Origin of the sequence: Streptomyces sp. NBC_01450 (assembly GCF_036227505.1) — a bacterium.
GTDB lineage: Bacteria > Actinomycetota > Actinomycetes > Streptomycetales > Streptomycetaceae > Streptomyces.
Genome location: NZ_CP109480.1, coordinates 4,879,074 through 4,904,240, shown reverse-complemented (window position 1 = coordinate 4,904,240; position 25,167 = coordinate 4,879,074). Strand labels below are relative to the sequence as shown.

Sequence of the window (25,167 nt, the reverse complement as noted above, 5' to 3'; positions counted from 1 at the left end):
TCGTGCGGCTTCGCCGCGTGGGCGCGACCAGCCCCCGCCGGCCCGCGGCTATGCGCAGGCCCGCCGACTACTGGATGACGACCACCTTCACGCCGATCGTGGCGAAGTTCCACATCGCGGTGCCGTTCTTGCGGGACTCCCGGATGCCGCCGAGTTTCTTGGTGGAGTCGGGGGAACCCGTGGAGCCGTCCATGGCGGAGCTGAAGCCGATCGGCACGCCGTCGACGGCGGTGAAGCGGACGACGTGCTCGATCTGGGCGCCGTCCGATCCGGTGACGGCCTTGGAGCGTGAGGTGACGGCGTAGGTGCCGACCGCCGGGTCCACCGTGCCGGGAGTGACCGGGAAGGTGCGCTCGGTCCTGTTGTCCGCGGTGACCAGCCACACGCGGTCGTCGTCGACCGAGTAGACGACCCGCTCACCCCTGCCGGAGCCGACGGGCAGCGCCACCGGGTTCTTCTTGTCCCGGGGTGCCTTCGTGGCAGGAGCCTTGGGGGACGCGCCCGCGAGGGGCTTGCCCAGGGTGTCCGGTACGTTCGCGGACGCCTGGTAGGCGAGGAAGCCGACCACCGCGACAGCCGCCGCGGTGAGCCCGGCCACGAATCCCGAGCTGCTCCCAGCCACCTTGTGTACCCGCCTCTCGTACCACGTTCGTGTCCATTACGTCCTTTGTGGTGACGGTAGCAGCCGCCACCCCGCAGACCGGGGCGGCGGTGCGTCCCGCTCCGGCGCCGTAGGCTGTTTGCGTGCTCTTGCTCGCTCTGGATACCGCCACCCCCGCCGTGACCGTCGCCCTGCACGACGGCACGTCCGTCATCGCCTCGTCGAGCCAGGTGGACGCGCGCCGGCACGGAGAGCTGCTGCTGCCGGCCGTCGACCGGGTGCTCGCCGAGGCAGACCTCAAGCTCGACGCCGTCACCGGCATCGTCGTGGGCGTCGGCCCCGGCCCGTACACGGGGCTGCGCGTCGGCCTCATGACCGCGGACACCTTCGGCCTCGTGCTCGGCGTGCCCGTGCACGGCCTGTGCACCCTCGACGGGCTCGCCTACGCCGCCGACGGCACCGGCGTCGAGGGGCCGTTCGTCGTCGCGACGGACGCCCGGCGCAAGGAGGTGTACTGGGCCAGGTACGACGACCCCCGTACGCGCGTCTCGGAGCCCGCCGTCGACCGGCCCGCCGAGATCGCCGAGGCCGTGGCGGGACTGCCCGCCGTGGGTGCGGGCGCGCTGCTCTACCCCGACACCTTCCCGGACGCCCGCGCGCCCGAGCACGTCTCGGCGGCCGCGCTCGCGTCCCTGGCGGCGGAGCGGCTCGCGGCGGGCGAGGAGCTCGCGGCGCCCCGGCCGCTCTACCTGCGCCGCCCGGACGCCCAGGTGCCCAAGAACTACAAGGTGGTCACCCCCAAGTGACGGCCGAGCTGCGCGAGATGCGCTGGTGGGACATCGATCCCGTACTGGAACTGGAGAAGGACCTCTTCCCCGAGGACGCCTGGTCGCGGGGGATGTTCTGGTCCGAGCTGGCCCACGCCCGCGGGTCCGAGGCGACGCGCCGGTATGTGGTCGCGGTCGAGGGCGGGCAGCTCGTCGGATACGCCGGGCTCGCCGCCTCCGGCGACCTGGGCGACGTACAGACCATCGCCGTACGGCGTGATCAGTGGAGTACCGGCCTCGGCAGCCGGCTGCTGACCGAGCTGCTGCGGGCCGCGACCGCGTTCGAGTGCGCCGAGGTCATGCTCGAGTGCCGGGTGGACAACGTCCGCGCACAGAAGCTGTACGAGCGCTTCGGCTTCGAGCCCATCGGCTTCCGCCGCGGCTATTACCAGCCGGGCAACGTCGACGCCCTGGTCATGCGGCTGCACACCGCGTCCGACAGCGGCCCAGCCGCGGGTTCACCCTCAGTAAACGGCGTACAAGGAACAGAGAGCAATGGCTGACGAACCGCTGGTCCTGGGTATCGAGACGTCCTGCGACGAGACCGGCGTCGGCATCGTCCGCGGTACCACCCTGCTCGCGGACGCCATCGCGTCCAGCGTCGACGAGCACGCCCGCTTCGGCGGCGTCGTGCCCGAGGTCGCCTCCCGCGCCCACCTGGAGGCGATGGTGCCGACCATCGACCGGGCGCTCAAGGACGCGGGGGTGAGCGCCAGGGACCTGGACGGCATCGCCGTCACCGCGGGGCCCGGGCTGGCCGGCGCGCTGCTCGTCGGGGTCTCGGCGGCGAAGGCGTACGCGTATGCGCTGGGCAAGCCCCTGTACGGCGTCAACCACCTCGCCTCCCACATCTGCGTGGACCAGCTGGAGCACGGCCCGCTGCCGGAGCCGACGATGGCCCTGCTCGTGTCGGGCGGCCACTCGTCCCTGCTGCTCTCGACCGACATCACCTCCGATGTGCGGCCCATGGGCGCGACCATCGACGACGCCGCGGGCGAGGCCTTCGACAAGATCGCCCGCGTGCTCGACCTCGGTTTCCCCGGCGGTCCGGTCATCGACCGGTATGCGAAGGAGGGCGACCCCGCCGCGATCGCCTTCCCGCGCGGGCTCACCGGGCCGCGCGACGCGGCGTACGACTTCTCCTTCTCCGGTCTGAAGACCGCCGTGGCCCGCTGGATCGAGGCCAAGCGGGCGGCGGGGGAGGAGGTGCCGGTGCGCGATGTGGCCGCGTCCTTCCAGGAGGCGGTGGTGGACGTGCTGACCCGCAAGGCCGTACGGGCCTGCAAGGACCAGGGCGTCGACCACCTCATGATCGGTGGCGGTGTGGCCGCGAACTCCCGGCTGCGGGTGCTCGCCCAGGAGCGCTGCGAGGCCGCGGGGATCCGGCTGCGGGTGCCGCGGCCGAAGCTGTGCACGGACAACGGGGCGATGGTGGCCGCGCTGGGCGCGGAGATGGTCTCCCGGAACCGGGCCGCCTCCGACTGGGACCTGTCGGCCGACTCCTCGCTGCCGGTGACGGACCCGCATGTGCCCGGTCGTTCGCACGAGCATGCCCACACCCACGACCATGATCACGTGCACGAGGTCTCGAAGGCGAACCTCTACTCGTGACCGTCGCGCTGATGTGGGAGGCGCGGGCCGTTCCCGGGCGGGGCGAGGAACTGCTCGCCTGGGTGCGGGCGCAGGAGCTGCCGGCGGAGCCGCTGCGGCGGGAGGTCCTGCGCGCGCCGCAGGACCGGGTGCTCGTCATCACCTGGTGGGACGCGGCGTACGAGGCCGAGTTGCCCGAACTGCCTGAGCCCGACGGGGAGTTGGTGACCCGGGCGGTTCATCGATGGCGGTTCGAATCGGTTGACGGGGGCTGACGGGGTTCTTCCGTCCCCGATTCCGTTGTCACCGGGGCTTGTCTACGTCTCGTTCGTCGTGTCTTCCGAGGCGTCTTCCTCTTCGGAGGTCTTTGTGGCCTCGGAGGTCTCTGCGTCCTCGGTATCCCCGAAGGCCTTGGCGATGCCCGCCTCCAGCGCCTGGGTGGAGATCTGTTCACCGGAGACGTTTACCGTGAGCTCGTCGCTGCCGTCTCGTTGGACCGTGATCGTCATGGAGCGCGAGCGGTCACGCCGCAGCCAGAGTTCTACGAGTTTGACCACGGCCCATGCGACGGACGGCGCTCCGGGCGCAAGGAGGAGTGCGGAAACGCCGCCCTTCTCACCCGGGACGGGCACGCCTCCCTCCTCCACGGAGAGGCCCGGCACCTCCCGGGCGTCACTCGCGAAATCATCGAGTGCCTCTTGCGCGACCGGGTGGTCCGCTGCCAGCCCGGCGACCTCCGCCTGGATTCTGATCTTCACCGATTCAGTCATCCCAACCTCCTGTACGGAGATCGCCGAGTACGATACGGGCGATCTACTTGTTGCTTGACGGGCAACATAGCGGAACGGGGGTGGCGGTGTACCGCGCATTGGTGATCTGCAACTCCATCTTCCCTGAGGACCCTTCCCGTTTTCCCGGGCTGGAAGGACCACGGAAAGACGGGTTGATTCTCTGGTCGTCGCTCACGAACCCTCGAACGGGAAAGTTCCGTTCGGAAGACGTGGAAGTTTTCTACGAACGGTCCTCGAAAGAGATCATGGCGCTGGCCGAGGACTTCTTCGCCAAGGGGAAGACGGGGGACACCCTGCTCTTCTACTACAGTGGGCACGGTTTTCGAGAACAGCAGGAGCTTTTTCTCTGCGGCAGGGACTCGGTGCAGAACAGGATGGTCTCCACCGCGGTTTCGGCGGACTCGCTCAACAAGATCATGAAGAAGACGCCGGCAAGCACCGTGATCGTTGTTCTCGACTGCTGCCACAGCGGGGCCTTCAAGGGGAGGCCCCAAGTTACCCCGGATTCCCTCGCAGGGAAGGGGAGATACGTCATCACCGCGTCCAGCGCGATCGATGTGGCTGCCGATGCGGAATCCCCAGGAGCGGCCAGCCCCTTCACCCAGGCCTTGGCGGACGCGCTTGAAGCGGGGACAGCGGGCCTCGACGATTCGGGTGAAGTCAGCCTGGACGAGGTGTTCAGGCACATGAGCACCCGGCTCTCCGGCAGACACTCCCCGCCTCGGCGCAAGTTCGACGGATCCGGCGACCTGGTCCTCGCGAGACGCGTTCGCCCCGAGCAGGAAGGCTGGCGGAGTGCGGACCCGCAGGATCGGGTGGCGGACCCCGCGCCCGCTGCCGCCCCCGGGAATCCGGACGCGGAACGGGTCACCCTAGGCGCTCACCTGGCCAATCTCGCCCCGCGGCGGCGGAAGGACTACTCGTACGGGGACAGCATCTCGGGGCTGATGTACTTCGTCCTGTCCCTGGTGATCGCGCTGTTGGCGGTGGGCATGGCCACCAACGAGGAAAACCTGCTCTATCAGGAATACGAATATTCCGACACCTACAGTGGTCGCTTGATGGATCCGGATTTGTACCTCCTGTATTGTGCGGTGCTGATTTCCCTTTCCGTACTGCTGGCCGTGGGGTCACTCTGGGAGCTTCTCATCGCGCGGAAGTATGCCCGGACGGCGCAGTCGCGCAGAGAATTTCTCGAAATGCTTGGCCGTCCCTATGTTCGACGTGTACGCGTCGGGCGCGATGCGGTCGCCTGCCTGTTCGTCGTGCCGGTCTTCGTCACTTTAATCAGCGAGGATCTACCGATTCTTCCGTACTCACTGGCAATTTCGCTCTGCGGAGCAATTGTCGGGACGGTGTGCGTCAGCAGGGCCGGTTACGGTGATGCGTCCTACCTCGCGGCCTCGTTGCTCGTCCTGGCCGGTGTCTTCACTCCGCGAGAAGAGCTCGGATACGGCACGTCGAACGACTTCAGCGGCGTGGTGATCGCCCTGCAGGTGGCGGGCTTTGCGGGAATGTTTTTCGTGTGGGTTTTCAGGCTTTCACGCAAGAGGCTCACCTTGCTCGCCCTCACCAATTGCCTGCCGATTCTCGTCTTTTCCATACAGACGGGAGTCCTGCCCGGCGTCAGCGCACTGGGGGTGGGGCTGGCCCTGTTCGGCTGTGCGCTCGGTGACGGTGTCGCCCTCCCTTTGGGCACGCCCGTAGGGAGATTGGGCGGTGGGGCAGTCGGTCCGATACGCCTCTTCCGGCAGGTCGTTTCCTCGCGCTGAACCGCTGACCTGTTGCGGACGTACTGTGCGCGGAGTACGCGATCGTGGGGCGGACAGTACGGCGACAGTTTCGTGACTCTAAGTGCATGGTGCATGACGGTGGGTGGATGACTGGTGAGCCCGGGTCGTCCGACAGCATGAAGACGTTCGGGGGGTTCGTCCAGGGGCTTCGGGAGCATGCGGGGCTGAGCCGGGAGGAGTTCGGGGCGCGGGTTCATCTGTCCAAGCACTCGGTCGCTTCCATCGAGTTGGGGCGGAGGCTGGCGGACGAACGGTTCGTGGAGCTGGCGGAGGGGGTGTTGGGGGATACGGGGGCGTTGCGGAGGGCGTTTCGGTTCATGGCGCGTCAGCCGGGCCTGGCGGCGTGGTTCCGGATGTGGGCGCGGCTGGAGCGGGAGGCGGCGAGTCTCGACACATACGAGTGCCGCATCCTGCCAGGTCTGTTGCAGACGGAGGCGTACGCTCGCGCCGCGTTCTCCAACAACATTCCATTGCTCAACGAGGAGGAGATGGAAGCACAGCTCCAGGCGCGCATGGAACGGCAAGGACTTCTGCGTGAGCGCGCCAACACCTCGTTCAGCTTCATCATTGACGAGGCGGTCCTGCGCAGTCTTCTTGGCGGTCCGGAGGTCATGCGGGGGGCGCTGGACCACATTCTGACCTGCATGGACGCACGCAACGTACAGGTGCAGATCATGGCGATGAACTACAAGGAGCACGCGTGTCTCGCGGGGCCGCTCCAGCTCCTGGAAACCGAGGACGGGAGGCGGTTCGCCTACGCGGAAGGGCAGCAGCACGGTTGGCTGATCACCGACGTGAAAGAGGTCGTCATCGTTGGCCAGCGTTATGCAACACTGCGCTCGCAGGCCTTGCCGCCAGGGGACTCCAAGGACCTGCTCAAGCAGATCCGAGGAGCGTTATGAGCACTGCCGCCGAACTCGACTGGTTCAAAAGCAGCTACAGCAGCCCTCAAGGCGACAGCTGCATCGAAGTCGCCCCCACCCCCACCACCATCCACATCCGCGACTCCAAAGACATCACCCGCCCCCACCTCGGTCTCACCCCCTCCGCCTGGACCGCCTTCGTCGCGCACGCCGCGGCTCAGGTGAACTGAAATCACCCCCGCCCTCTCCCTGTAGCCTTCACGCGAGCCCCGGTTTTCCGGAAGGCTCCTGCAAGGTTTCGGCAACGGAGGTGGGCGCAGTGGCCCGGGAGAGCATCAAGAACAAGGTGACGATCACCGAGATCGCCCGGCAGGCCGGGGTCTCGGTGCCCACCGTGTCCCGTGTCGTCAACGGCCGCTCCGACGTGTCGCCGGAGACCCGGGCCCGGATCGAGGACCTGCTGCGCCACCACGGCTACCAGCGGAAGCCGAACGCTCCGGGCGACCGGGCCGCCCTGATCGACCTGGTCTTCAACGATCTCGACAGCCCGTGGGCCGTGGAGATCATCCGCGGGGTCGAGGAGGTCGCGCACGCCTCCGGTGTGGGCACGGTCGTGTCGGCCATTCATGGGGCCTCGGGGTCGGCCCGGCAGTGGATGACCAATCTGAGGGCGCGCGCCTCGGACGGCGTCATCCTGGTGACGTCCGTCCTGGAACCTCGGCTGCATGACGAGCTGCGGCGGCTCGGTGTGCCGCTCGTCGTGGTCGATCCGGCGGGCTCGCCTGCCCTCGACATGCCGACCGTCGGCGCCACCAACTGGGCCGGTGGCATGGCCGCGACGGAGCACCTGCTCGGCCTCGGGCACCGGCGGATCGGGTTCATCGCGGGGCCGCCCCGGCTGCTGTGCTCACGGGCGCGGCTCGACGGCTACCGGGCGGCGCTGGAAGGCGCGGACATCGCCGTCGACGACGCGCTGGTCGTGCCCGGCGACTTCTACCACTCCGCCGGCTTCGACGGCTGCAACACCCTGCTCGACCTGGCCGAACCGCCGACCGCACTGTTCGCCGCCAGCGACCAGATGGCGCTGGGGGCGATCGAGGCGCTGCGCCGCCGGGGCCTCAGGGTGCCGGAGGACCTGAGCGTCGTCGGCTTCGATGATCTGCCCGAGGTCCGCTGGTCGGCCCCGCCGCTGACGACCGTGCGCCAGCCCCTGGCGGACATGGGCAAACTGGCCACGCGTACGGTGCTGCGCCTCGCGCTCGGCGAGGAGCCCGCCTCCCCCCGGATCGAGCTCGCCACCGAGTTGGTCGTGCGGGCGAGTACGGCTCCGCTCGTCTGACGCCCGGGCGCTGCTTACGCGCCCCACCTTTCCTTTCGCCGTCCGGTCGCCGTCGCGTGGATCTCTCTGCCTCCCGCATTTGTCAGGAGCGTTGACATACCCATCATTGGGCCGTAACTTCCGTGCGCACTTAACCGATAATGTTCGGCTCTCTTCCGGAAGGTATGCGATGCGACCGTTCGGTACGACCTCCAACTTTTCTCGCCGTGGGTTCCTGGCGGCCTCCGCGGCGACCGGCCTCGGCGCGGCCGGACTGAGCGCGTGCGGCTCCTCGGATGACAGCGGCTCGGGCAAGAAGACGATCGAGTGGTGGAACATCACCACGACCCAGCCCGCGAAGAAGCTGTGGGCCCAGCGCGCCAAGGAGTTCGAGGCCGCGCATCCGGATGTGAAGATCAAGGTCGTGACGCTGGAGAACGAGGCGTACAAGTCGAAGATGACCGCGCAGATCGCCTCGGGCAAGCTGCCGGACATCTTCCACACCTGGGGCGGCGGCGTCCTCAAGCAGCAGCTCGACGCGGGACTGGTCGAGGACCTGACGGACCGGGTCGCCTCGTGGACCGGCAACTACGTACCCGCCTCGATGGCGGCCTACAAGTTCGACGACAAGCTGTACGCCGTCCCCTTCGACATCGGCGCGGTCGGCTTCTGGTACAACAAGGCGCTCTTCAAGAAGGCCGACATCACCGCACCGCCCACCACCTGGTCCGGCTACCTCGACGCCATCAGGGCCCTCAAGAAGGCGGGCATCACGCCCATCGCCCTGGCCGGCAAGGAGAAGTGGCCCGGCATGTACTACTGGGCGTACCTCTCGATGCGCGTCGCCGGTCTCGACGCGATGCAGAAGGCCTCCGACGATGCCGACTTCACCGGCGACGACTTCGTCAAGGCCGGCCAGCACCTCAAGGACCTCGTCGCGCTGCAGCCCTTCCAGAAGGGGTTCCTCGGCGGTGCCTACTCCGACCCCAACGGTGAGGCGGCCCTGATGGGCAACGGCAAGGCGGCCATGGAGCTGATGGGTCAGTGGGCGCCGATCGTCGAGGCCGACTCCGGCAAGGGCATCGGCAAGGATCTCGGCTTCTTCTCCTTCCCCGCGGTCGAGGGGGGAAAGGGCGCGCTCACCGAGGTGTTCGGCGGAGGCGGCGGCCACGCATTGCGCAAGGGTGCGCCGCAGGAGGCGCTGGACTTCCTGAAGTTCTTCGCCGAGAAGGAGTTCGCGGAGAAGCTCATCAAGCAGACCGGCCTGATACCGGTGTCCAAGGACACGGCCGGCGCGCTCACCGACCCCAACCTCACCGCCGTCTCCGAGATGCTGAACAACGCCACCGGCTTCCAGCTCTACCTCGACCAGGCGTACGCCCCCGCCGTCGGCCAGGAGATCAACGACAGCGTCGCCGCGCTCATCGCGGGCTCCAAGTCGCCCGAGCAGGTGACGCGTTCGGTCACCCAGGTCGCCAAGAGCGAGAAGAGCTAGCGCCACCGATGACCCACTCGACTTCGACCTCCGCGACCTCTTCGGCGGGCTCGGCGCCGTATGTGCCCGAGGCCGGCAAGTACGACGACCAGGACTTCGCCGCCGACGGCCCGGGGCGCCGCAGGTCGCCGCTGCGCCGGGTGCGCGACTGGCTGTCGGCCGTCGTGTTCACGGTCCCAGCCCTCGTCCTGTTCGGCATGCTCGTGCTGGTGCCGATGGGCTACGCGATCTACGTCAGCTTCTTCAACTGGGGCGGGTTCGGCTCGCCCTCGGACAGCGTCGGACTCAACAACTACACGCGGCTCTTCAAGGACCCGGTGTTCCTGGGGGACTTGGGGCGCGGCGCGCTGCTCATCGGCTTCTCCATCCTCGTACAGCTGCCGTTCGCGCTCGCCATGGCCGTGCTGCTCAACCAGAAGCTGCGCGGCCGGGCCGTGTACCGGATGCTGTTCTTCGCCCCGTACATCCTGTCCGAGGTCATCACCGGCGTGCTGTTCAGCATGATCTTCGCGCCGGGGGAGGGGCTCGCCGACAAGGTCCTAGACAAGCTCGGGCTCGGAGGGCTGGGCGGCGACTGGTTCGCCGGTCAGCACAGCGTCCTGCCGACCCTCTTCATCGTCATGACCTGGAAGTACTTCGGCTTCCACATGATGCTCTACCTGGCGGGCCTGCAGGGTATCCCGGCCGAACTGCAGGAGGCGGCGCGCATCGACGGCGCCGGCACCTGGCAGCGCTTCCGCCACATCACGCTGCCGCTGCTCGCGCCGACCCTCCGGATCAGCGCGTTCCTCTCCGTTGTCTACTCCATCCAGCTCTTCGACCTGGTCTGGGTCATCACCACCGGCGGCCCTGACCACGCCTCAGAGACCATGGCGATCAGCATGGTCCAGTACGGCTTCAAGCGCTATCAGATGGGCTACGCGAGCGCCCTCAGCGTCGTGATGTTCTTGATCAGCCTGGTCTTCGCCCTCGCCTACCAGCGCTTCGTGCTGCGCCGGGACACCGAAGGAGCCATCACCACCATGCGAGGAAAACGATGAGCGCCACGACGGAGACGGAGACGCGGGAGGGCGCCGCGGCGGAGCTGCGGAAGAGCAGGCTGCGGCGGCGACGGCTGCGCAGCCTCCCCGTGTACGTGACCCTCTGGGTGGTCGGCGTCTTCATGGTCACCCCACTGCTCTACGCCCTGATCTCCGGCTTCAAGTCCACCGACCAGCTCTCCTCCAACCCGTTCGGGCTGCCCTCGCCGTGGGTGACCTCGAACTACACCTCGCTGCTCGGCTCGGGCTCGTTCTGGCGGTCCATCGGCAGCAGCACGGTCATCGCGGTGGGCGCCACCGCGCTGACGGTGGCGACGGCCGCCCTGGCGGCGTTCGCGCTCGCCCGGTTCGCCTTCCGTGGGCGGGAGTTGATGTTCACCCTGTTCACGATGGGGCTGATGTTCCCGTTCGCGGTGGCGATCCTGCCGCTGTTCATCCTGCTGCGCACCTTCGGGCTGCTGGACAACCCGTGGGGTGTGATCCTGCCCGAGGCGGCCTTCGGACTGCCGGTGACGATCATCATCCTGCGCGGCTTCTTCCGGGAGATCCCGGGGGAGTTGGAGGAGGCGGCGACCCTCGACGGCTGCACCCGCTTCGGGTTCTTCTGGCGCATCCTGCTGCCGCTGGCCCGGCCCGCGCTGGGCACGGTCTCCGTCCTCGCGATCGTGAGCAGCTGGAACCAGTTCCTGCTGCCGCTCCTGGTCTTCAGCGAACCCACCTGGTGGACGATCCCGGTCGGCATCCAGCAGTTCCAGGGCCAGTACGCCTCCGACGTGGCTCGCATCTTCGCCTACCTGGTGCTCGCCATGGTGCCCGCCCTCGCCTTCTACGCGGTCGCCGAACGACAGCTGATCGGCGGCATCACGCTCGGCGCGACCAAGGGCTGAACACCAGTCCCCTCCAGATGCCTCTGTGGATGTGAGGAGTTACATGACCGACCCCTGGCAGGACCCCGCTCTGCCCGCAGGCGTCCGCGCCGCCGACCTGCTCGCCCGTATGACCACGGAAGAGAAGGTCGCCCAGCTCTACAGCGTGTGGCCCGGCTCGAACCAGACCCCGGGCGGGGACATGGCGCCGCTGCAGCACGCCCTGTCCGAGGACATCGACCTGGCACGGCTGCTCCCGCACGGGCTCGGCCAGCTCACCCGCCCCTTCGGCACCGCACCGGTCGACCCGGCCGAGGGCGCCGCCCGCCTCGCCTCCCTCCAGGAACGCATCCGCTCCGCGAACCGCTTCCGGCTCCCGGCGCTCGCCCACGAGGAGTGCCTCACCGGGTTCACGGCCTGGCGGGCGACCGTCTTCCCGACCCCGCTCGCCTGGGGCGCCAGCTTCGACCCGGCCCTGGTGAAGGAGATGGCGGCGGCGATCGGCGCCTCGATGCGCTCGGTCGGCGTCCACCAGGGCCTCGCCCCGGTCCTCGACGTCGTACGGGATCCCCGCTGGGGCCGTACGGAGGAGTCCATCGGCGAGGACCCCTACCTCGTGGCGACCGTCGGCACCGCCTATGTCCAGGGCCTGGAGTCGGCGGGCGTCGTCGCCACGCTCAAGCACTTCGCCGGCTACTCGGCCTCGCGCGGTGCCCGCAACCACGCGCCCGCCTCGCTCGGCCCGCGCGAACTGGCGGACGTCATCCTGCCGCCGTTCGAGATGGCCGTACGGGAGGGCGGGGCGCGCTCGGTGATGGCCGCGTACAACGACCTCGACGGACTGCCCGCCCACGCCCACCGCCGACTGCTCACCGAACTCCTGCGGGAGGAGTGGCAGTTCACCGGCACGGTCGTCGCCGACTACTTCGGGGTGTCCTTCCTGGAGACCGCGCACGGGCTCACCGACTCGCCGGCGGGGGCGGCAGCGCTCGCGCTCGCGGCGGGCGTCGACGTCGAGCTGCCCGCCGTGCGCTGCTACGGCGCCGGGCCCCTCGACGAGGAGTCCGTGGACCGGGCCGCGCTGCGGGTACTGACGCAGAAGTGCGAACTGGGGCTGCTGGACCCCGACTGGGCACCGCCCGCCGACTCCGCTTCCGCCGATCTCGATCCGCCGCACATGCGGGCGCTGGCCCGGCAGTTGGCGGAGGAGTCGGTCGTCCTGCTGGCCAACGGGGGGACGCTGCCGCTGGCGTCCGGGGTGCGGCGGATCGCGGTTCTCGGTCCGCTGGCCGACGACCCGGCCGCCATGCTCGGTTGCTACACCTTCCCCCGCCATGTCCTCCTCGACCACCCCGAGGTCGCGATGGGGGTGGATGTGCCGACGCTGTTGGAGGCGCTGCGCACGGAGCTGCCGGACGTGGAGTTCACCGACGATCCGGTGGCCGCCGACCTGTGTGTGGTCGCGGTCGGCGACCGTTCGGGGCTGTTCGGGCGGGGCACGTCGGGCGAGGGCTGCGACGCGGCCGATCTCGAACTGCCCGAAGAACAGGGGGAGGTGGTGGACAAGGCGCTGGCCTCCGGGACACCGGTCGTGCTGGTGCTGCTCTCGGGGCGGCCGTACGCGCTCGGGCGCTGGGCGGACCGGTGCGCGGCGGTGGTGCAGGCGTTCTTCGCGGGACAGGAGGGAGGTCCCGCGGTGGCCGGGGTGCTGTCCGGGCGGGTGAACCCCTCGGGGCGGCTCCCGGTGAGCGTGCCGCGGGAGCGGGCCGGACAGCCGTGGACGTATCTCGCGCCGCCGCTCGGACAGCGCGGCGAGGCCAGCAACCTCGACCCGACGCCGCTGTTCCCCTTCGGACACGGGCTGTCCTACACGACGTACGACTGGCAGGCGCCGTCGGTCGACGACACGGCGTTCCCGACGGACGGCGAGACGACCCTGCGGCTGACCGTCCGCAACACGGGGGAGCGGTCCGGTACCGAGGTCGTGCAGCTCTATCTCCACGACCCGGTCGGCAAGGTGGCGCGTCCGGTCGCCCGCCTGGTGGGCTACGCGCGGGTGCCGCTGGAGGCGGGCGCGTCGGCGGAGGTCCACTTCACCGTCCCGGCGGACCTGGCCGCGTACACCGGCCCGGACGGCGACCGGATCGTCGAACCGGGGGAGCTGGAGCTGCGGTTGGGGGCGTCCAGCGCCGAGGGCGAGGTGCGGTACGCGGTGCCGGTGACGCTGACCGGGCCCGAGCGGGTGGTGGGCCGGGAGCGGCGGATGCGGTGCGAGGTGCGCGTGAAGTGAGCCGTCGGTTCTCGTCGTCATCCTGGGTGACCGAATGTTTCCTGCCAGTCCTCGAATGTTACGGACCTTCCTGAGGTCGGAGAGGGGGCACCCGGCGTGCACCCGGGGATACCATCGCGCCCATGGATCCCGCGAAGCCCGTGGAGAAGCGGAGGGCGGACCGGTCCTCGGGGACCGCGACGCTTGCCGAGATCGCCCGGGAGGCCGGCGTCTCCGCTCCGACTGTTTCGAAGGTGCTCAACGGCCGGGCCGATGTCGCCCCGGCCACCCGCACCCGCGTCGAGGAACTGCTGCGCGCGTACGGCTACCGGCGCCGCCGCGCCGAGGCGACCCGCTCGCCCCTCATCGACCTGGTCTTCCACGAGCTGGAGAGCGCCTGGGCGATGGAGGTCATCCGGGGCGTCGAGAACGTGGCGCGGGACGAGGGACTGAGCGTCGTCCTCTCCGAGAGCGCGGGACGGCTGACCCCCGGGCGGACCTGGGCCGACCAGGTCGCCGCCCGCCGCCCGCACGGCGTCATCCTCGTCCTGTCCCGGCTGGACGAGTCCCAGCGCGCGCTGCTGACCAGCAGGTCCATCCCGTTCGTGGTGATGGACCCGGCGGGCGACCCGGGCGACGACGTGCCGTCCATCGGCGCCACCAACTGGCACGGCGGGCTGGCCGCGACCCGCCATCTCGTCGACCTGGGGCACCGGCGGATCGGCGCCATCAGCGGGCCCTCACGCATGATGTGCAGCCGCGCGCGCGTCGACGGATACCGGGCGGCGCTGGAGACGGCGGGGCTGCCGGTGGACCCGGAGCTGATCAGGACCGGGAACTTCCACCACGAGGACGGCTACCGGCTGGGCCTCGACCTGCTGCGCCGCCCCGACCGCCCGACGGCCGTCTTCACCGGCAACGACCTCCAGGCGCTCGGCCTGTACGAGGCCGCCCGCGAGCTGGGGCTGCGCATTCCGGAGGACCTGAGCGTCGTGGGGTTCGACGATCTGCCGGTGGCGCGCTGGGTCGGGCCGCCGCTGACGACCGTACGGCAGCCGCTGACGGAGATGGCGGAGGCGGCGGCCAGGCTGGTGCTGGAGCTGGGGCGCGAGGAGCGGCCGGCCGCGGGGACCAGGGTGGAGCTGGCGACGAGTCTGGTGGTGCGCAGCAGTACGGGGGCGGCTCCGGCGGTCGGCCTGGCGTGAAGTGGACGTATTGACGAGTGGGGCATCCCGCTCCACACTCCTCCGAAGCCAATCGGTTGCAAGACCGAAACTTTCGGAGGCACCCGCATGAGATCTCTGAGAACAGGCTTATCCCTGGGGTCCGTCCTCACCGGCATCGCCGCCCTCGGCGCCCTGCTGGTCGCGGCCCCCGCCGCCCACGCGGCCGACACCCCGCTGCGCGACCTCGCCGCCGCCAAGGGCAAGGTCATCGGCACCGCTGTCACCGGGTCCAAGCTCACGGGGACGTACGGGGACATCGCCGGGGCCCAGTTCAGCTCGCTCACTCCTGGCAACGCCATGAAGTGGGAGACCGTCGAGCCCACCCGGGGCACCTACAACTGGGCCGAGGCCGACCAGATCGTGGCCTTCGCGCAGGCCCACAACCAGCAGGTGCGCGGGCACACCCTGGTCTGGCACAGCCAGAACCCGAGCTGGCTGACGAACGGCACCTGGACGTCCGCGCAGCTCGGTTCGCTGCTCCAGGACCACATCACCACCGAGGTCACCCGCTACAAGGGCAAGCTGGCCGCCTGGGACGTGGTGAACGAACCCTTCAACGAGGACGGCACCTACCGCTCGACCCTCTGGTACAACGGCCTCGGCTCCGACTACATCGCCCAGGCCCTGACCTGGGCGCACGCGGCCGACCCGAGCGCCAAGCTCTACATCAACGACTACAACGTCGAGGGCGTCAACGCGAAGAGCACCGCCCTCTACAACCTGGTCAAGTCGCTGAAGGAGCGGGGCGTCCCGATCGACGGGGTCGGTCTCCAGGCCCACCTCATTCTCGGCCAGGTGCCGTCCACGCTCCAGCAGAACATCCAGCGCTTCGCCGACCTCGGCGTCGACGTGGCGATCACGGAGCTGGACATCCGTATGCAGGTCCCCTCCGACAGCACGAAGCTGACGCAGCAGGCCGCCGACTACAAGGCCGTGTTCGACGCGTGCGTGGCGGTGTCCCGGTGCTACGGCGTCACCGTCTGGGGCTTCACCGACTCCGACTCCTGGATCCCGGACGTCTTCTCCGGGTACGGCGCGGCGACCCCGTACGACGAGAACTACGCGCCGAAACCGGCGTACTACGCGATCGCGAGCTCCCTGGGCGGTACCTCGACACCACCGCCCACGGGTGCGTGCACGGCGACGTACAGCGTCCAGAGCCAGTGGAACACGGGCTTCACGGGGCAGGTGAGGATCGCCTGTTCCGGGGCCGCGCTGTCGTCGTGGAAGGTGAACTGGACGTACGGCGCGGGCCAGCGGATCACCCAGGCCTGGAACGCCGACTGCACCCAGTCCGGTGCGGCGGTGACGTGCGCGAACGCCTCCTACAACGGAACGGTATCGAACGGTGGATCAGTGACGTTCGGGTTCAACGCGTCATGGAGCGGGAGCAATCCGGTGCCCACGGTGACGCTGGGCTGAGGGCGGCGTGAGAAGTCTTAGATTTTCCGAAGGAAAGCCCAGAAGAGGTTCCTGCTCGTAATAATTCGGACTTACGTTCCTCCGCGTGACTGCAGAAGAGGAGCGCGGGGGCGAACGTGGGGCCGGACGCGGGGACGGGAACGGGGACGAGAGCGGAGACGGGAACGAGGGCGCCGCGAGACGTGCCGGACGGCGGAGAAATGTGCTGAAAGCCGCCGGTATCACGCTCGCCGGCGTCCTCGTGCTCTCCATGGCGGGCGCGGGCTGGGCCTACTGGCATCTGAACCACAACATCAAGAGCGTGGACATCAACAGCGCGCTGGGCGACGACCGTCCGGCGAAGGCGGTGTCGGCCCCGTCGGCGTCCGCGTCCGCCTCGGCCGCCCCGCTGCCGAGCGGCGCCCTGAACATCCTGGTCCTCGGCTCCGACTCGCGCAGCGGAAAGGCGAACGCCGCGCTCGGGGGCGGCGACAGCTCGGGCGCCCGCTCCGACACGGCGATGGTCGTCCACATCGACGAGGGCCGCACCAAGGCGACGGTGGTGAGCATCCCCCGGGACACCCTGGTGACCCGCCCGTCGTGCCCGACCTCGTCCGGCGGGACGACCTCGGCGGCGTACAACGCGATGTTCAACAGCGCCTACTCGGTGGGCGGTCCGGTCTGCGCGGTGAAGACCGTCGAGTCACTCACCGACGTCCGCATGGACCACTACATCGAGATCGACTTCTCCGGCTTCGCGAAGCTGGTGGACGCGCTCGGCGGCGTCACGGTCACGACGGACCAGGACATCGACGACGACAAGAGCCATCTGCACCTGAAGGCGGGCACCCACCACCTGGGCGGCACCCAGGCCCTGGCGCTGGCCCGCACCCGGCACGGCATAGGCGACGGCAGCGACCTCGGCCGCATCGGCCTCCAGCAGAAGCTGGTCAAGGCGCTGCTGGAACAGATGGCGTCGACGTCCCTGCTCACCGACCCCACCAAGCTCTACAAGGTCGCCGACGCCGTCACCGGCAGCCTGACGACGGACACGGGACTCGACTCGCTGGGCGAACTGATGAAGCTCGGCCAGAGCCTGAAGTCCCTCTCCTCCGACAAGGTCAAGACGGTCACCATGCCGGTGGTGACGGCCCCGTCGAACCCCAACCGGGTGGTGGCCGACGAGCCGGAGGCGAGCGACCTGTGGGCCTCGCTCAAGTGACGTCGGCGACCCGGTACGTCAACAGGTAACGCCAGTAGAGGAGTTGGCGGACGCGGGAGCCGGGCAGCAGCCGGTCCGCCTCGCTCCGGACGTCCGCCAGCGACATCCGCGGCTCGCGCACCGGCGCCCGCAGGGGCACGGCTTCGCTTCCGCGCAGCCGCTCACCCATCGCCACCCCCGCCCGTGCCACGGCATTGGCGGGCACGGCCGCGAGATCCCACCAGGTGATCCCGGCGTAGCAGCCCAGCACCAGCAGCACCCCGCCGGGCGCGAGCGCCTCCCGGAACCTGGTCACCGTGCCGAACGGCATGTGGTGCAGGCTCGCCAGACAGGTGATGACGTCGTAGTGCCCCTTCGGCAGCCCGGCGGAGGCGACGTCCGTCCGCCGGAACCGGGGGCCGCCCCCGATCCGCCGCGCCGCGGCGATCACCTCGGCCGACGGATCGACGGCATCGACCTCATAGCCCCGCGCCGCCAGCCGCCGGGCGAACCGGCCGGTGCCACAGCCGACGTCGAGGGCGGTGTGCCCCTGCTTGGGCAGCTTCCGCAGCAGCAGCCGGTGATAGTGGTCGTTGTGGTCGAAGGGCATACGAGGACCCTGCCCACAGGAACCCCGCGGCAGCGCCCGGCGAGAAAGTTCAAAGAATTTCGGGGACGGTGTCGAAACCGGTGTCTCCCGTTCGACGCACGGGTGAGAGGCAGGGAGAAGCCCCGCCTCCGAGGCACCACGGACACGAGGAGTCACCATGCCGCGCTATCTGTCGCTGGTCCAGATCGACGAGAACACCGCGCCCGCCGAGGGCCCGAGCCCGGAGCTGATGCAGCGGATGGGCGAGCTGATCGAGGAGATCACCAAGGCCGGGGTCATGCTCGACACCGCCGGGCTGACGCCGTCCGCCCAGGGCAAGCGGGTGCACTGGTCGGGCGGGCAGCTGTCCGTCACCGACGGGCCCTTCACCGAGTCCAAGGAGGTCGTCGGCGGCTACGCGCTCATGCAGTGCAAGGACATGGCCGAGGCCCTGGAGTGGACCAAGCGGTTCCTGAAGGTGCACGAGGAGCACTGGACGGTGACCTGCGAGGTGCGGGAGATCGCCGAGGGCTGAGCGGCTCCTTGGCCTCCGGCCGCCGCGGGTGTCTGATGGTGGGTTGTGGAAGAGCAACAGCCCACCGTCACGCCCGTTGCGCAGCCCGTCGCGTCCGGGGCCACCCGAGGTGCCGTCGAAGCCGTCGAGACGATCTTCCGGATCGAGTCGCCCCGCATCATCGCCGGCGCCTCGCGCATCGTCCGCGACGTCGGCATCGCCGAGGAGCTCGCGCAGGACGCCCTGGTCGCGGCGCTGGAGCAGTGGCCGCGGGACGGCGTCCCGGACAACCCGGGCGCCTGGCTGACGACCACGGCCAAGCGGCGGGCGATCGACCTCGTACGCCGCCGGGAGCAGTACGTCCGCAAGCTGGAGGAGGTGGGGCGGGACCTCTCGGTGACCGCCCCGCACCACCTCGACGAACCCTCCGACCCGGACGACATCGACGACGACCTGCTGCGGCTCGTCTTCACCGCCTGCCACCCGGTCCTCTCCGCCGAGGCCCGTATCGCCCTCACCCTGCGCCTGGTCGGCGGTCTGACCACCCCGGAGATCGCCCGCGCCTTCCTCGCCCCGGAGGCGACCGTCGCCCAGCGCATCGTGCGCGCCAAGCGGACCCTGGCGACGAAGGGCGTCCCCTTCGAGGTCCCCTACGGCCCGGACCGCGAGGCCCGCCTCGGGTCCGTACTCGAGGTCATCTACCTGGTCTTCAACGAGGGGTACGCCGCCACGGCGGGCGACGACCTGCTGCGCCCCGCCCTGTGCGAGGACGCGCTGCGACTGGCCCGCGTGCTGGCCGAGTTGATGCCCCAGGAGCCCGAAGTGCACGGGCTGGTGTCCCTCCTGGAGCTCCAGGAGTCCCGCGCCGCCACCCGCACCGGCCCCTCGGGCGAGCCCGTCCTGCTCAAGGACCAGAGCCGGCGCCGCTGGAACCGTCTGCTGATCCGCCGCGGCTTCGCCGCCCTCGCCCGGGCCAACGCCGTCACCACCGGACCCCCCGGCCCGTACGCACTCCAGGCGGCCATCGCCGCCTGTCACGCCCAGGCGTACACCTACGAGGACACCGACTGGCGGCAGATCGCCACCCTGTACGGGCTGCTGGCGACCTGTTCCCCGTCCCCCGTGGTCGAGTTGAACCGCGCGGTCGCCGTCTCCATGGCCGAGGGCCCCGCCCCGGCGCTGGAGATCGTCGACCGGCTGGCCGGCGAACCGACCCTGCGCGACTACCACCTGCTGCCCAGCGTCCGCGGCGACCTGCTGGCCCGCCTCGGCCGTACGACGGAGGCCCGCGCGCAGTTCGAACGAGCCGCGGGCCTGGCCCGCAACGAACGGGAGCGCGAGTTGCTGGAGGCGCGAGCCCGGGACTGCCGCTAGGCGACGTGCCGCTAGGCGGTGCGACGCTCGGCCGGGTGGCCGAGCAGCATCGTCGGTGCCCCCGCGACCCTGGTCAGGAAGACGGTCGCTGAATGGGGGCCGTGCGACTTGGGCAGGGCCTTCTTGCGGAGTTCCTCCGGTTCGACCGCCGACCCCCGCTTCTTCACCGTCAGCACCCCGACCCCCCGCTCCCGCAGCAGCGCCTTCAACTTCTTCACGTTGAAGGGGAGTCGGTCGGTGATCTCGTAGGCGGAGGCGTACGGCGTCGGGCGCAGTTCGTCCGCCGTGATGTACGCGATCGTCTCGTCGACCAGCCCGCCGCCGACCTCCTCGGCGACCTCGGCGACCAGATGGGCGCGGATGACGGCGCCGTCGGGCTCGTACAGGTAGCGCCCGACCTCACGCACCGCGGGGTCGGGCAGGCCGCGGCCGCGCAGCTCGCGCGGACCGGGCAGCAGGGTGGCCCGCACGAGTCCCGGCTCGGTGCCGAACCACAGCACCGCCTCCTTCACGTCACCGGCGTCCGAGATCCACTCGGCCTCGGCCTCGGCGGGGACCGCCTCGTGGGGGATGCCCGGGGCGATCTTCAGGGCGGCGAGCGGGGCCTTCAGAGCCGTCGCGACCGCCCAGGAGAGCGGGGGCGAGTACGCCTCCGGATCGAAGATGCGGCCGCGTCCGCCGCGCCGCGCCGGATCCACGAAGACCGCGTCGTACGCGGCCGTGTCGATCTCCGTGACATCGGCCTCGCGCACCTCGATCAGGTCGGCGAGCGCGAGCGCCTCGGCGTTCGCGCTCGCCACCGCCGCCGTCAGCGGGTCGCGGTCCACGGCGAGGACGCGAATCCCGGCGCGGGCCAGCGCGATCGCGTCGCCGCCGATGCCGGAGCACAGGTCGGCCACCGAGCGCACGCCCAGGGACCGCAGCCGCCGCGCGCGATGGGTGGCGACCGTGGTGCGCGTCGACTGCTCGACCCCGTTCGGGGTGAAGTACATGCGCTCCGCGTCCTCGGCGCCGAACTTCGCCGCCGCCCGCTGCCGCAGCCGCGCCTGCCCGAGCGCGGCCGAGACCAGTTCGGCCGGGTGGTCGCGGCGCAGCCGGGTGGCGACGGCCAGCTCCTGGGCCGGTTCGGTGCCGCGCACCTCGTCGAGCAGGGCACGGCCCTCGGGGGTGAGCAGGGAGGCGAAGGAGACGTCGTTCACCGGCCCATTGTCGGTCAGCGCGGGTGGGTGTGGGCCAGTCGGTGGACGGTGGGCCCCCGGTCGCGGTGTCGGAGCCGCGGGCGGGTGGTGGCCTGCGAGGATCCGACACCATGCGATCAGTACGACAAAAGTACAAAAACAACGCAAAGAGGGCGCGCGTATGGGGCGGGGTCGCCGTCCTCGCCGTCGCCGCCCTCGCGTCCGGTTGCGCCGACGACGACACCAACGGCGCCCGCGTGGCCGGGGGACCCGAGGCGCTGCACGCGCCCCCGGCCCGCGCCCTCGACTCCTACGCCGCCAGACTCCGCGAGCAGCAGGCCGCCCGGGTCGTCGCCGCCAAGCGCTGGGGGCTCGCGAAGGTCCCGCTGGCCGCGCCGCCGGCCCCGGCGAGGAAGCCGGTCATCCGGCCCCGCGACGGCTTCGAGGTCACCGATCAGGACGAGCTGGGCCTGCCGCCGGTCTTCACGACCGTCCCCACCAAGGACAAGGTCGTCTTCCTCACCATCGACGACGGCTCCGAGAAGGACCCGGCGTTCCTCAGGATGATGAGCGACCTGAAGATCCCGTACACCGCCTTCCTGAGCAACTACCTGATCAAGGACGACTACGGGTACTTCCGGAAGATGCGCGACCAGGGCGTCACGCTCAACAACCACACCCTCACCCACCCCTACCTGCCCGGCCTCTCCTACGAGGAGCAGAGGCACGAGATCTGCGGCATGCAGGACATCATGGAGAAGCGGTTCGGCAAACGCCCGAAGGTCCTCAGGCCGCCCTACGGCAACTACAACCAGGACACCCTGCGCGCCGCCAAGTCCTGCGGCATCAAGTACGCCCCCATCTGGGACGAGGAGGTCTTCGTCGACCACTGGGAGTACCGCGACTGGGACCGCGACCTGCACCCCGGCGACATCGTCCTCACCCACTTCCGCGGCAAGGAGGACTGGGACGGCACCATGCCCGACATGGTCCGCCGCTTCCTGAAGAAGGTCACCGACAAGGGGTACGCGGTGGCACGGCTGGAGGACTACCTGTGAGAACTCGGGTGCTGGTCGCGGGGGCGCTCACCGCCGCGCTCCTGACCGGCTGCACCGGCTGTGCCCAGTCCGTCGACCCGATCGAACGGCTGGGCAAGAAGGCCGCGCAGGAGGTGCGCAGGTCCAAGCCGAACGGGCCGACCCCGGCGGCGTACCGCCACTGGGGGCTGCCCGCCCCGCTCGCCCCCGCGCCGCGCCCGCCCGCCCGGCACGCCCTCCGCGGCGCGGGGCCGGGGCTGGCCCCCGTCGTGGACCGCGTACCCACCCGCGACAAGGTGGTCTTCCTGACCTACGACGACGGTGCCGAGCGCGATCCGCGGTTCGTCGACATGGTCCGTGAACTGCGGCTGCCGGTCAGCATGTTCCTCACGGACAGTGTCGTCGGGCCGGGGTACGGGCACTTCGCCCAGCTGCGGACGGTCGGCGCGAGCGTGCAGAACCACACCCTCCATCACGCCTCGCTGCGCGGGCTGCCGTACGCGGGCCAGCGGGCCGAGATCTGCGGCCAGCAGGACAAGCTCAAGGCCCGCTTCGGCGTCCGCCCCCGGCTCTTCCGTCCCCCCTACGGCACGTACGACACCACCACGCTGCACGCCGCCGCCGACTGCGGGGTCGCGGCCGTCGTCCTCGGCCGGGAGCCCGACGCCCGCCGCCTGCGACCGGGTGACATCCTCTCCGGCTTCGAGGAGCCCAACCTCACGGAGGCGACGGTCAGACTCCTGCGACGCATCCAGGCGGAGGGCTTCACGCCGGCGCGCCTGGAGAACTACCTCTGACCAATCGGCTCGGGGGGGCATCAATCAGCCCGTCCGGCGCTTGAGGACGAGGCCGTTCAGGCCGACAGCGGGGGTCTGGGGGGCGGCAGCCCCCGGGCGCGCCGACGCCCACGCCGGGTGCCAAAACCCCACGCCACGCCGGAGGCTTTGGCACTCCGCTTGACCGAGTGCTAATCGCGGTCATAGTCTCGGCCCTGGCACTCCCCCCTGGAGAGTGCCAATAGCGACGGGCAGGTCCGGCACCCGCGACGACGGATCCACCTGGTCGCCACCTCAGACAGTTAACCCCGTGAGATCTCCGAAGGGGGAGGTCGGATCGTGACGACCACCAGCTCCAAGGTTGCCATCAAGCCGCTCGAGGACCGTGTTGTGGTCCAGCCGCTGGACGCCGAGCAGACCACGGCTTCCGGCCTGGTCATCCCGGACACCGCGAAGGAGAAGCCCCAGGAGGGCGTCGTCCTCGCCGTGGGCCCGGGCCGCTTCGAGAACGGCGAGCGCCTGCCGCTCGACGTCAGCACCGGCGACATCGTGCTGTACAGCAAGTACGGCGGCACCGAGGTGAAGTACAACGGCGAGGAGTACCTCGTCCTCTCGGCTCGCGACGTGCTCGCGATCATCGAGAAGTAGTTCACCGAGCTTCACCGTTTCACCCAGTTTTGCAGTGAACTGCGCCCCTGGCCCCCGCGACCATAACCAGCCGGGCGTCGGGGGCGCGGTTCGTTCACCCCAGTTTTCCGAGAGGGCTGAATCGCTCCCATGGCGAAGATCCTGAAGTTCGACGAGGACGCCCGTCGCGCCCTCGAGCGCGGCGTCAACAAGCTTGCCGACACCGTCAAGGTGACGATCGGCCCCAAGGGCCGCAACGTCGTCATCGACAAGAAGTTCGGCGCACCCACCATCACCAACGACGGTGTCACCATCGCCCGCGAGGTCGAGCTCGACGACCCGTACGAGAACCTCGGCGCCCAGCTGGTGAAGGAGGTGGCGACCAAGACCAACGACATCGCGGGTGACGGTACGACCACCGCCACCGTGCTGGCCCAGGCGCTCGTCCGCGAGGGCCTGAAGAACGTCGCCGCGGGTGCCTCTCCGGCGCTGCTGAAGAAGGGCATCGACGCGGCCGTCAAGGCGGTCTCGGACGAGCTCCTCGCCACCGCGCGCCCGATCGACGAGAAGTCCGACATCGCCGCCGTCGCCGCGCTGTCCGCCCAGGACCCGCAGGTCGGCGAGCTCATCGCCGAGGCGATGGACAAGGTCGGCAAGGACGGTGTCATCACCGTCGAGGAGTCCAACACCTTCGGCCTGGAGCTGGACTTCACCGAGGGCATGGCCTTCGACAAGGGCTACCTGTCGCCGTACATGGTGTCCGACCAGGAGCGTATGGAGGCCGTCCTCGACGACCCGTACATCCTCATCCACCAGGGCAAGATCAGCTCCATCCAGGACCTGCTGCCGCTGCTGGAGAAGGTCATCCAGTCCAACGCCTCCAAGCCGCTGCTGATCATCGCCGAGGACGTCGAGGGCGAGGCCCTGTCGACCCTGGTCGTGAACAAGATCCGCGGCACGTTCAACGCCGTCGCCGTGAAGGCCCCCGGCTTCGGTGACCGCCGCAAGGCCATGCTCGGCGACATCGCCACCCTCACCGGTGGTCAGGTCATCGCCGAGGAGGTCGGCCTCAAGCTCGACCAGGTCGGTCTGGACGTGCTCGGCACCGCCCGCCGCGTCACCGTCACCAAGGACGACACCACCGTCGTCGACGGCGGCGGCAGCCACGACGAGGTCGCCGGCCGGATCAACCAGATCAAGGCCGAGATCGAGAACACCGACTCCGACTGGGACCGCGAGAAGCTCCAGGAGCGCCTCGCGAAGCTGGCCGGCGGCGTGTGCGTGATCAAGGTCGGCGCAGCCACCGAGGTCGAGCTCAAGGAGAAGAAGCACCGTCTGGAGGACGCCATCTCCGCGACCCGCGCCGCGGTCGAGGAAGGCATCGTCTCCGGTGGTGGCTCCGCGCTCGTCCACGCCGTCAAGATCCTCGAGGGCAACCTCGGCAAGACCGGCGACGAGGCCACGGGTGTCGCGGTCGTCCGCAAGGCCGCCGTCGAGCCGCTGCGCTGGATCGCCGAGAACGCCGGCCTGGAGGGTTACGTCATCACCTCCAAGGTCGCCGACCTCGACAAGGGCCAGGGCTTCAACGCCGCCACCGGCGAGTACGGCGACCTGGTCAAGTCCGGTGTCATCGACCCGGTCAAGGTCACCCGCTCCGCCCTGGAGAACGCCGCCTCCATCGCCTCCCTGCTCCTCACGACCGAGACCCTGGTCGTCGAGAAGCCGGCCGAGGAGGAGGCCGACGCCGGCCACGGCCACGGCCACGGGCACTCCCACTGAGTCTCGTACTCC

Annotated in this window: 25 protein-coding genes; 21 read left to right on the top strand and 4 right to left on the bottom strand. The window is 69.9% G+C overall.

Translation table 11 applies throughout. The features are described from left to right. Nucleotides 1–67 precede the first annotated feature (67 nt). Entirely contained in the window at nucleotides 68–622 is a 555-nt protein-coding gene (locus tag OG568_RS21785) for a hypothetical protein (protein WP_329532806.1), read from the bottom strand. A 122-nt stretch (nucleotides 623–744) separates the two neighbouring features. On the opposite strand from OG568_RS21785, the gene tsaB reads away from it, so the two are divergent. Genes tsaB through OG568_RS21765 form a run of 4 tightly spaced genes read left to right on the top strand, consistent with a single transcriptional unit; the run spans nucleotide 745 to nucleotide 3,293 of the window. After that, entirely contained in the window at nucleotides 745–1,407 is a 663-nt protein-coding gene (gene tsaB, locus OG568_RS21780; RefSeq protein WP_266437152.1) for a tRNA (adenosine(37)-N6)-threonylcarbamoyltransferase complex dimerization subunit type 1 TsaB, read from the top strand. A gap of 17 nt (nucleotides 1,408–1,424) precedes the next feature. Then, entirely contained in the window at nucleotides 1,425–1,931 is a 507-nt protein-coding gene (gene rimI / locus OG568_RS21775) for a ribosomal protein S18-alanine N-acetyltransferase (protein WP_266591357.1), read from the top strand. After that, nucleotides 1,924–3,039, top strand: a complete 1,116-nt coding sequence (gene tsaD, locus OG568_RS21770; RefSeq protein ID WP_329532805.1) for a tRNA (adenosine(37)-N6)-threonylcarbamoyltransferase complex transferase subunit TsaD — start codon at nucleotides 1,924–1,926, stop codon at nucleotides 3,037–3,039. Before rimI ends, tsaD begins: the two co-directional genes overlap by 8 nt. Further along, nucleotides 3,036–3,293 (top strand): hypothetical protein, encoded by a 258-nt coding sequence (locus OG568_RS21765; RefSeq protein WP_329532804.1) that lies wholly within the window; start codon nucleotides 3,036–3,038, stop codon nucleotides 3,291–3,293. The genes tsaD and OG568_RS21765 overlap by 4 nt, the downstream gene beginning before the upstream one ends. 42 nt (nucleotides 3,294–3,335) lie before the next feature. On the opposite strand, the gene OG568_RS21760 is transcribed toward OG568_RS21765, so the two are convergent. Continuing rightward, entirely contained in the window at nucleotides 3,336–3,788 is a 453-nt protein-coding gene (locus OG568_RS21760) for an effector-associated constant component EACC1 (protein WP_329532803.1), read from the bottom strand. Between the two features lie 80 nt (nucleotides 3,789–3,868). Between OG568_RS21760 and OG568_RS21755 the strand changes: the two genes are divergently transcribed. From OG568_RS21755 to OG568_RS21705, 11 genes are all read left to right on the top strand, one after another. After that, the gene (locus OG568_RS21755; protein WP_329532802.1) at nucleotides 3,869–5,581 is read left to right on the top strand and encodes a caspase family protein; all 1,713 of its coding nucleotides are present in this window, start codon (nucleotides 3,869–3,871) and stop codon (nucleotides 5,579–5,581) included. 107 nt (nucleotides 5,582–5,688) lie between these two features. Beyond that, complete coding sequence (locus tag OG568_RS21750) at nucleotides 5,689–6,504, top strand: helix-turn-helix domain-containing protein (protein WP_329532801.1); 816 nt, start codon at nucleotides 5,689–5,691, stop codon at nucleotides 6,502–6,504. Then, entirely contained in the window at nucleotides 6,501–6,695 is a 195-nt protein-coding gene (locus OG568_RS21745) for a DUF397 domain-containing protein (protein WP_329532800.1), read from the top strand. Before OG568_RS21750 ends, OG568_RS21745 begins: the two co-directional genes overlap by 4 nt. 89 nt (nucleotides 6,696–6,784) lie before the next feature. Then, nucleotides 6,785–7,804: a LacI family DNA-binding transcriptional regulator gene (locus OG568_RS21740; RefSeq protein ID WP_329532799.1), complete on the top strand. Its 1,020-nt coding sequence runs from the start codon at nucleotides 6,785–6,787 to the stop codon at nucleotides 7,802–7,804. A 169-nt stretch (nucleotides 7,805–7,973) separates the two neighbouring features. Further along, entirely contained in the window at nucleotides 7,974–9,278 is a 1,305-nt protein-coding gene (locus tag OG568_RS21735; protein ID WP_329532798.1) for an extracellular solute-binding protein, read from the top strand. Between the two features lie 8 nt (nucleotides 9,279–9,286). Continuing rightward, the gene (locus OG568_RS21730) at nucleotides 9,287–10,318 is read left to right on the top strand and encodes a carbohydrate ABC transporter permease (protein WP_329532797.1); all 1,032 of its coding nucleotides are present in this window, start codon (nucleotides 9,287–9,289) and stop codon (nucleotides 10,316–10,318) included. Then, on the top strand, nucleotides 10,315–11,205 hold the full coding sequence (locus OG568_RS21725) for a carbohydrate ABC transporter permease (RefSeq protein WP_443077719.1): 891 nt from the start codon (nucleotides 10,315–10,317) through the stop codon (nucleotides 11,203–11,205). The genes OG568_RS21730 and OG568_RS21725 overlap by 4 nt, the downstream gene beginning before the upstream one ends. 43 nt (nucleotides 11,206–11,248) lie before the next feature. Beyond that, nucleotides 11,249–13,474, top strand: a complete 2,226-nt coding sequence (locus OG568_RS21720; RefSeq protein ID WP_329532796.1) for a beta-glucosidase — start codon at nucleotides 11,249–11,251, stop codon at nucleotides 13,472–13,474. A 122-nt stretch (nucleotides 13,475–13,596) separates the two neighbouring features. Continuing rightward, nucleotides 13,597–14,658, top strand: coding sequence for a LacI family DNA-binding transcriptional regulator (locus OG568_RS21715; protein WP_329532795.1), 1,062 nt, complete (start codon nucleotides 13,597–13,599; stop codon nucleotides 14,656–14,658). A gap of 87 nt (nucleotides 14,659–14,745) precedes the next feature. Next, entirely contained in the window at nucleotides 14,746–16,101 is a 1,356-nt protein-coding gene (locus tag OG568_RS21710; RefSeq protein ID WP_329532794.1) for an endo-1,4-beta-xylanase, read from the top strand. 202 nt (nucleotides 16,102–16,303) lie between these two features. Then, nucleotides 16,304–17,302 (top strand): LCP family protein, encoded by a 999-nt coding sequence (locus OG568_RS21705; protein ID WP_266437118.1) that lies wholly within the window; start codon nucleotides 16,304–16,306, stop codon nucleotides 17,300–17,302. Here the strand turns inward: OG568_RS21705 and OG568_RS21700 are convergent. Beyond that, nucleotides 17,295–17,891: a class I SAM-dependent methyltransferase gene (locus OG568_RS21700; protein ID WP_329532793.1), complete on the bottom strand. Its 597-nt coding sequence runs from the start codon at nucleotides 17,889–17,891 to the stop codon at nucleotides 17,295–17,297. The genes OG568_RS21705 and OG568_RS21700 overlap by 8 nt on opposite strands. A gap of 157 nt (nucleotides 17,892–18,048) precedes the next feature. Here OG568_RS21700 and OG568_RS21695 point away from each other — a divergent pair, with 157 nt between their 5' ends. Both OG568_RS21695 and OG568_RS21690 read left to right on the top strand, forming a co-directional pair. After that, nucleotides 18,049–18,405 carry a YciI family protein gene (locus OG568_RS21695; RefSeq protein ID WP_329532792.1) on the top strand — a complete coding sequence of 119 codons (357 nt, stop codon included), beginning with the start codon at nucleotides 18,049–18,051 and terminating at the stop codon, nucleotides 18,403–18,405. Between the two features lie 45 nt (nucleotides 18,406–18,450). Then, a complete protein-coding gene (locus tag OG568_RS21690) occupies nucleotides 18,451–19,758 on the top strand; it encodes an RNA polymerase sigma factor (protein WP_329532791.1) in 1,308 nt (435 codons plus the stop codon). 11 nt (nucleotides 19,759–19,769) lie between these two features. On the opposite strand, the gene OG568_RS21685 is transcribed toward OG568_RS21690, so the two are convergent. After that, the gene (locus OG568_RS21685; protein WP_329532790.1) at nucleotides 19,770–20,957 is read right to left on the bottom strand and encodes a class I SAM-dependent methyltransferase; all 1,188 of its coding nucleotides are present in this window, start codon (nucleotides 20,955–20,957) and stop codon (nucleotides 19,770–19,772) included. Nucleotides 20,958–21,067: 110 nt separating this feature from the next. On the opposite strand from OG568_RS21685, the gene OG568_RS21680 reads away from it, so the two are divergent. The 4 genes from OG568_RS21680 to groL all read left to right on the top strand — a co-directional run bounded on the left by OG568_RS21680 (nucleotide 21,068) and on the right by groL (nucleotide 25,155). Beyond that, nucleotides 21,068–21,994, top strand: coding sequence for a polysaccharide deacetylase family protein (locus OG568_RS21680; protein WP_329532789.1), 927 nt, complete (start codon nucleotides 21,068–21,070; stop codon nucleotides 21,992–21,994). Further along, nucleotides 21,991–22,770, top strand: coding sequence for a polysaccharide deacetylase family protein (locus OG568_RS21675; protein WP_266584899.1), 780 nt, complete (start codon nucleotides 21,991–21,993; stop codon nucleotides 22,768–22,770). The genes OG568_RS21680 and OG568_RS21675 overlap by 4 nt, the downstream gene beginning before the upstream one ends. Nucleotides 22,771–23,088: 318 nt before the next feature. Beyond that, nucleotides 23,089–23,397 (top strand): co-chaperone GroES, encoded by a 309-nt coding sequence (gene groES / locus OG568_RS21670; protein ID WP_060901476.1) that lies wholly within the window; start codon nucleotides 23,089–23,091, stop codon nucleotides 23,395–23,397. Nucleotides 23,398–23,526: 129 nt separating this feature from the next. Further along, the gene (groL, locus tag OG568_RS21665; RefSeq protein WP_266437097.1) at nucleotides 23,527–25,155 is read left to right on the top strand and encodes a chaperonin GroEL; all 1,629 of its coding nucleotides are present in this window, start codon (nucleotides 23,527–23,529) and stop codon (nucleotides 25,153–25,155) included. Nucleotides 25,156–25,167 lie beyond the last annotated feature (12 nt).

Coding starts and splice junctions, on each gene's coding strand:
- OG568_RS21750 (WP_329532801.1), top strand. CDS start 5,689: ATGACTGGTGAGCCCGGGTCGTCCGACAGCATGAAGACGTTCGGGGGG.
- tsaD (WP_329532805.1), top strand. CDS start 1,924: ATGGCTGACGAACCGCTGGTCCTGGGTATCGAGACGTCCTGCGACGAG.
- OG568_RS21695 (WP_329532792.1), top strand. CDS start 18,049: ATGCCGCGCTATCTGTCGCTGGTCCAGATCGACGAGAACACCGCGCCC.
- OG568_RS21725 (WP_443077719.1), top strand. CDS start 10,315: ATGAGCGCCACGACGGAGACGGAGACGCGGGAGGGCGCCGCGGCGGAG.
- groL (WP_266437097.1), top strand. CDS start 23,527: ATGGCGAAGATCCTGAAGTTCGACGAGGACGCCCGTCGCGCCCTCGAG.
- rimI (WP_266591357.1), top strand. CDS start 1,425: ATGCGCTGGTGGGACATCGATCCCGTACTGGAACTGGAGAAGGACCTC.
- OG568_RS21730 (WP_329532797.1), top strand. CDS start 9,287: ATGACCCACTCGACTTCGACCTCCGCGACCTCTTCGGCGGGCTCGGCG.
- OG568_RS21715 (WP_329532795.1), top strand. CDS start 13,597: ATGGATCCCGCGAAGCCCGTGGAGAAGCGGAGGGCGGACCGGTCCTCG.
- OG568_RS21710 (WP_329532794.1), top strand. CDS start 14,746: ATGAGATCTCTGAGAACAGGCTTATCCCTGGGGTCCGTCCTCACCGGC.
- OG568_RS21720 (WP_329532796.1), top strand. CDS start 11,249: ATGACCGACCCCTGGCAGGACCCCGCTCTGCCCGCAGGCGTCCGCGCC.
- OG568_RS21735 (WP_329532798.1), top strand. CDS start 7,974: ATGCGACCGTTCGGTACGACCTCCAACTTTTCTCGCCGTGGGTTCCTG.
- OG568_RS21745 (WP_329532800.1), top strand. CDS start 6,501: ATGAGCACTGCCGCCGAACTCGACTGGTTCAAAAGCAGCTACAGCAGC.
- OG568_RS21700 (WP_329532793.1), bottom strand. CDS start 17,891: ATGCCCTTCGACCACAACGACCACTATCACCGGCTGCTGCTGCGGAAG.
- OG568_RS21680 (WP_329532789.1), top strand. CDS start 21,068: ATGCGATCAGTACGACAAAAGTACAAAAACAACGCAAAGAGGGCGCGC.
- OG568_RS21760 (WP_329532803.1), bottom strand. CDS start 3,788: ATGACTGAATCGGTGAAGATCAGAATCCAGGCGGAGGTCGCCGGGCTG.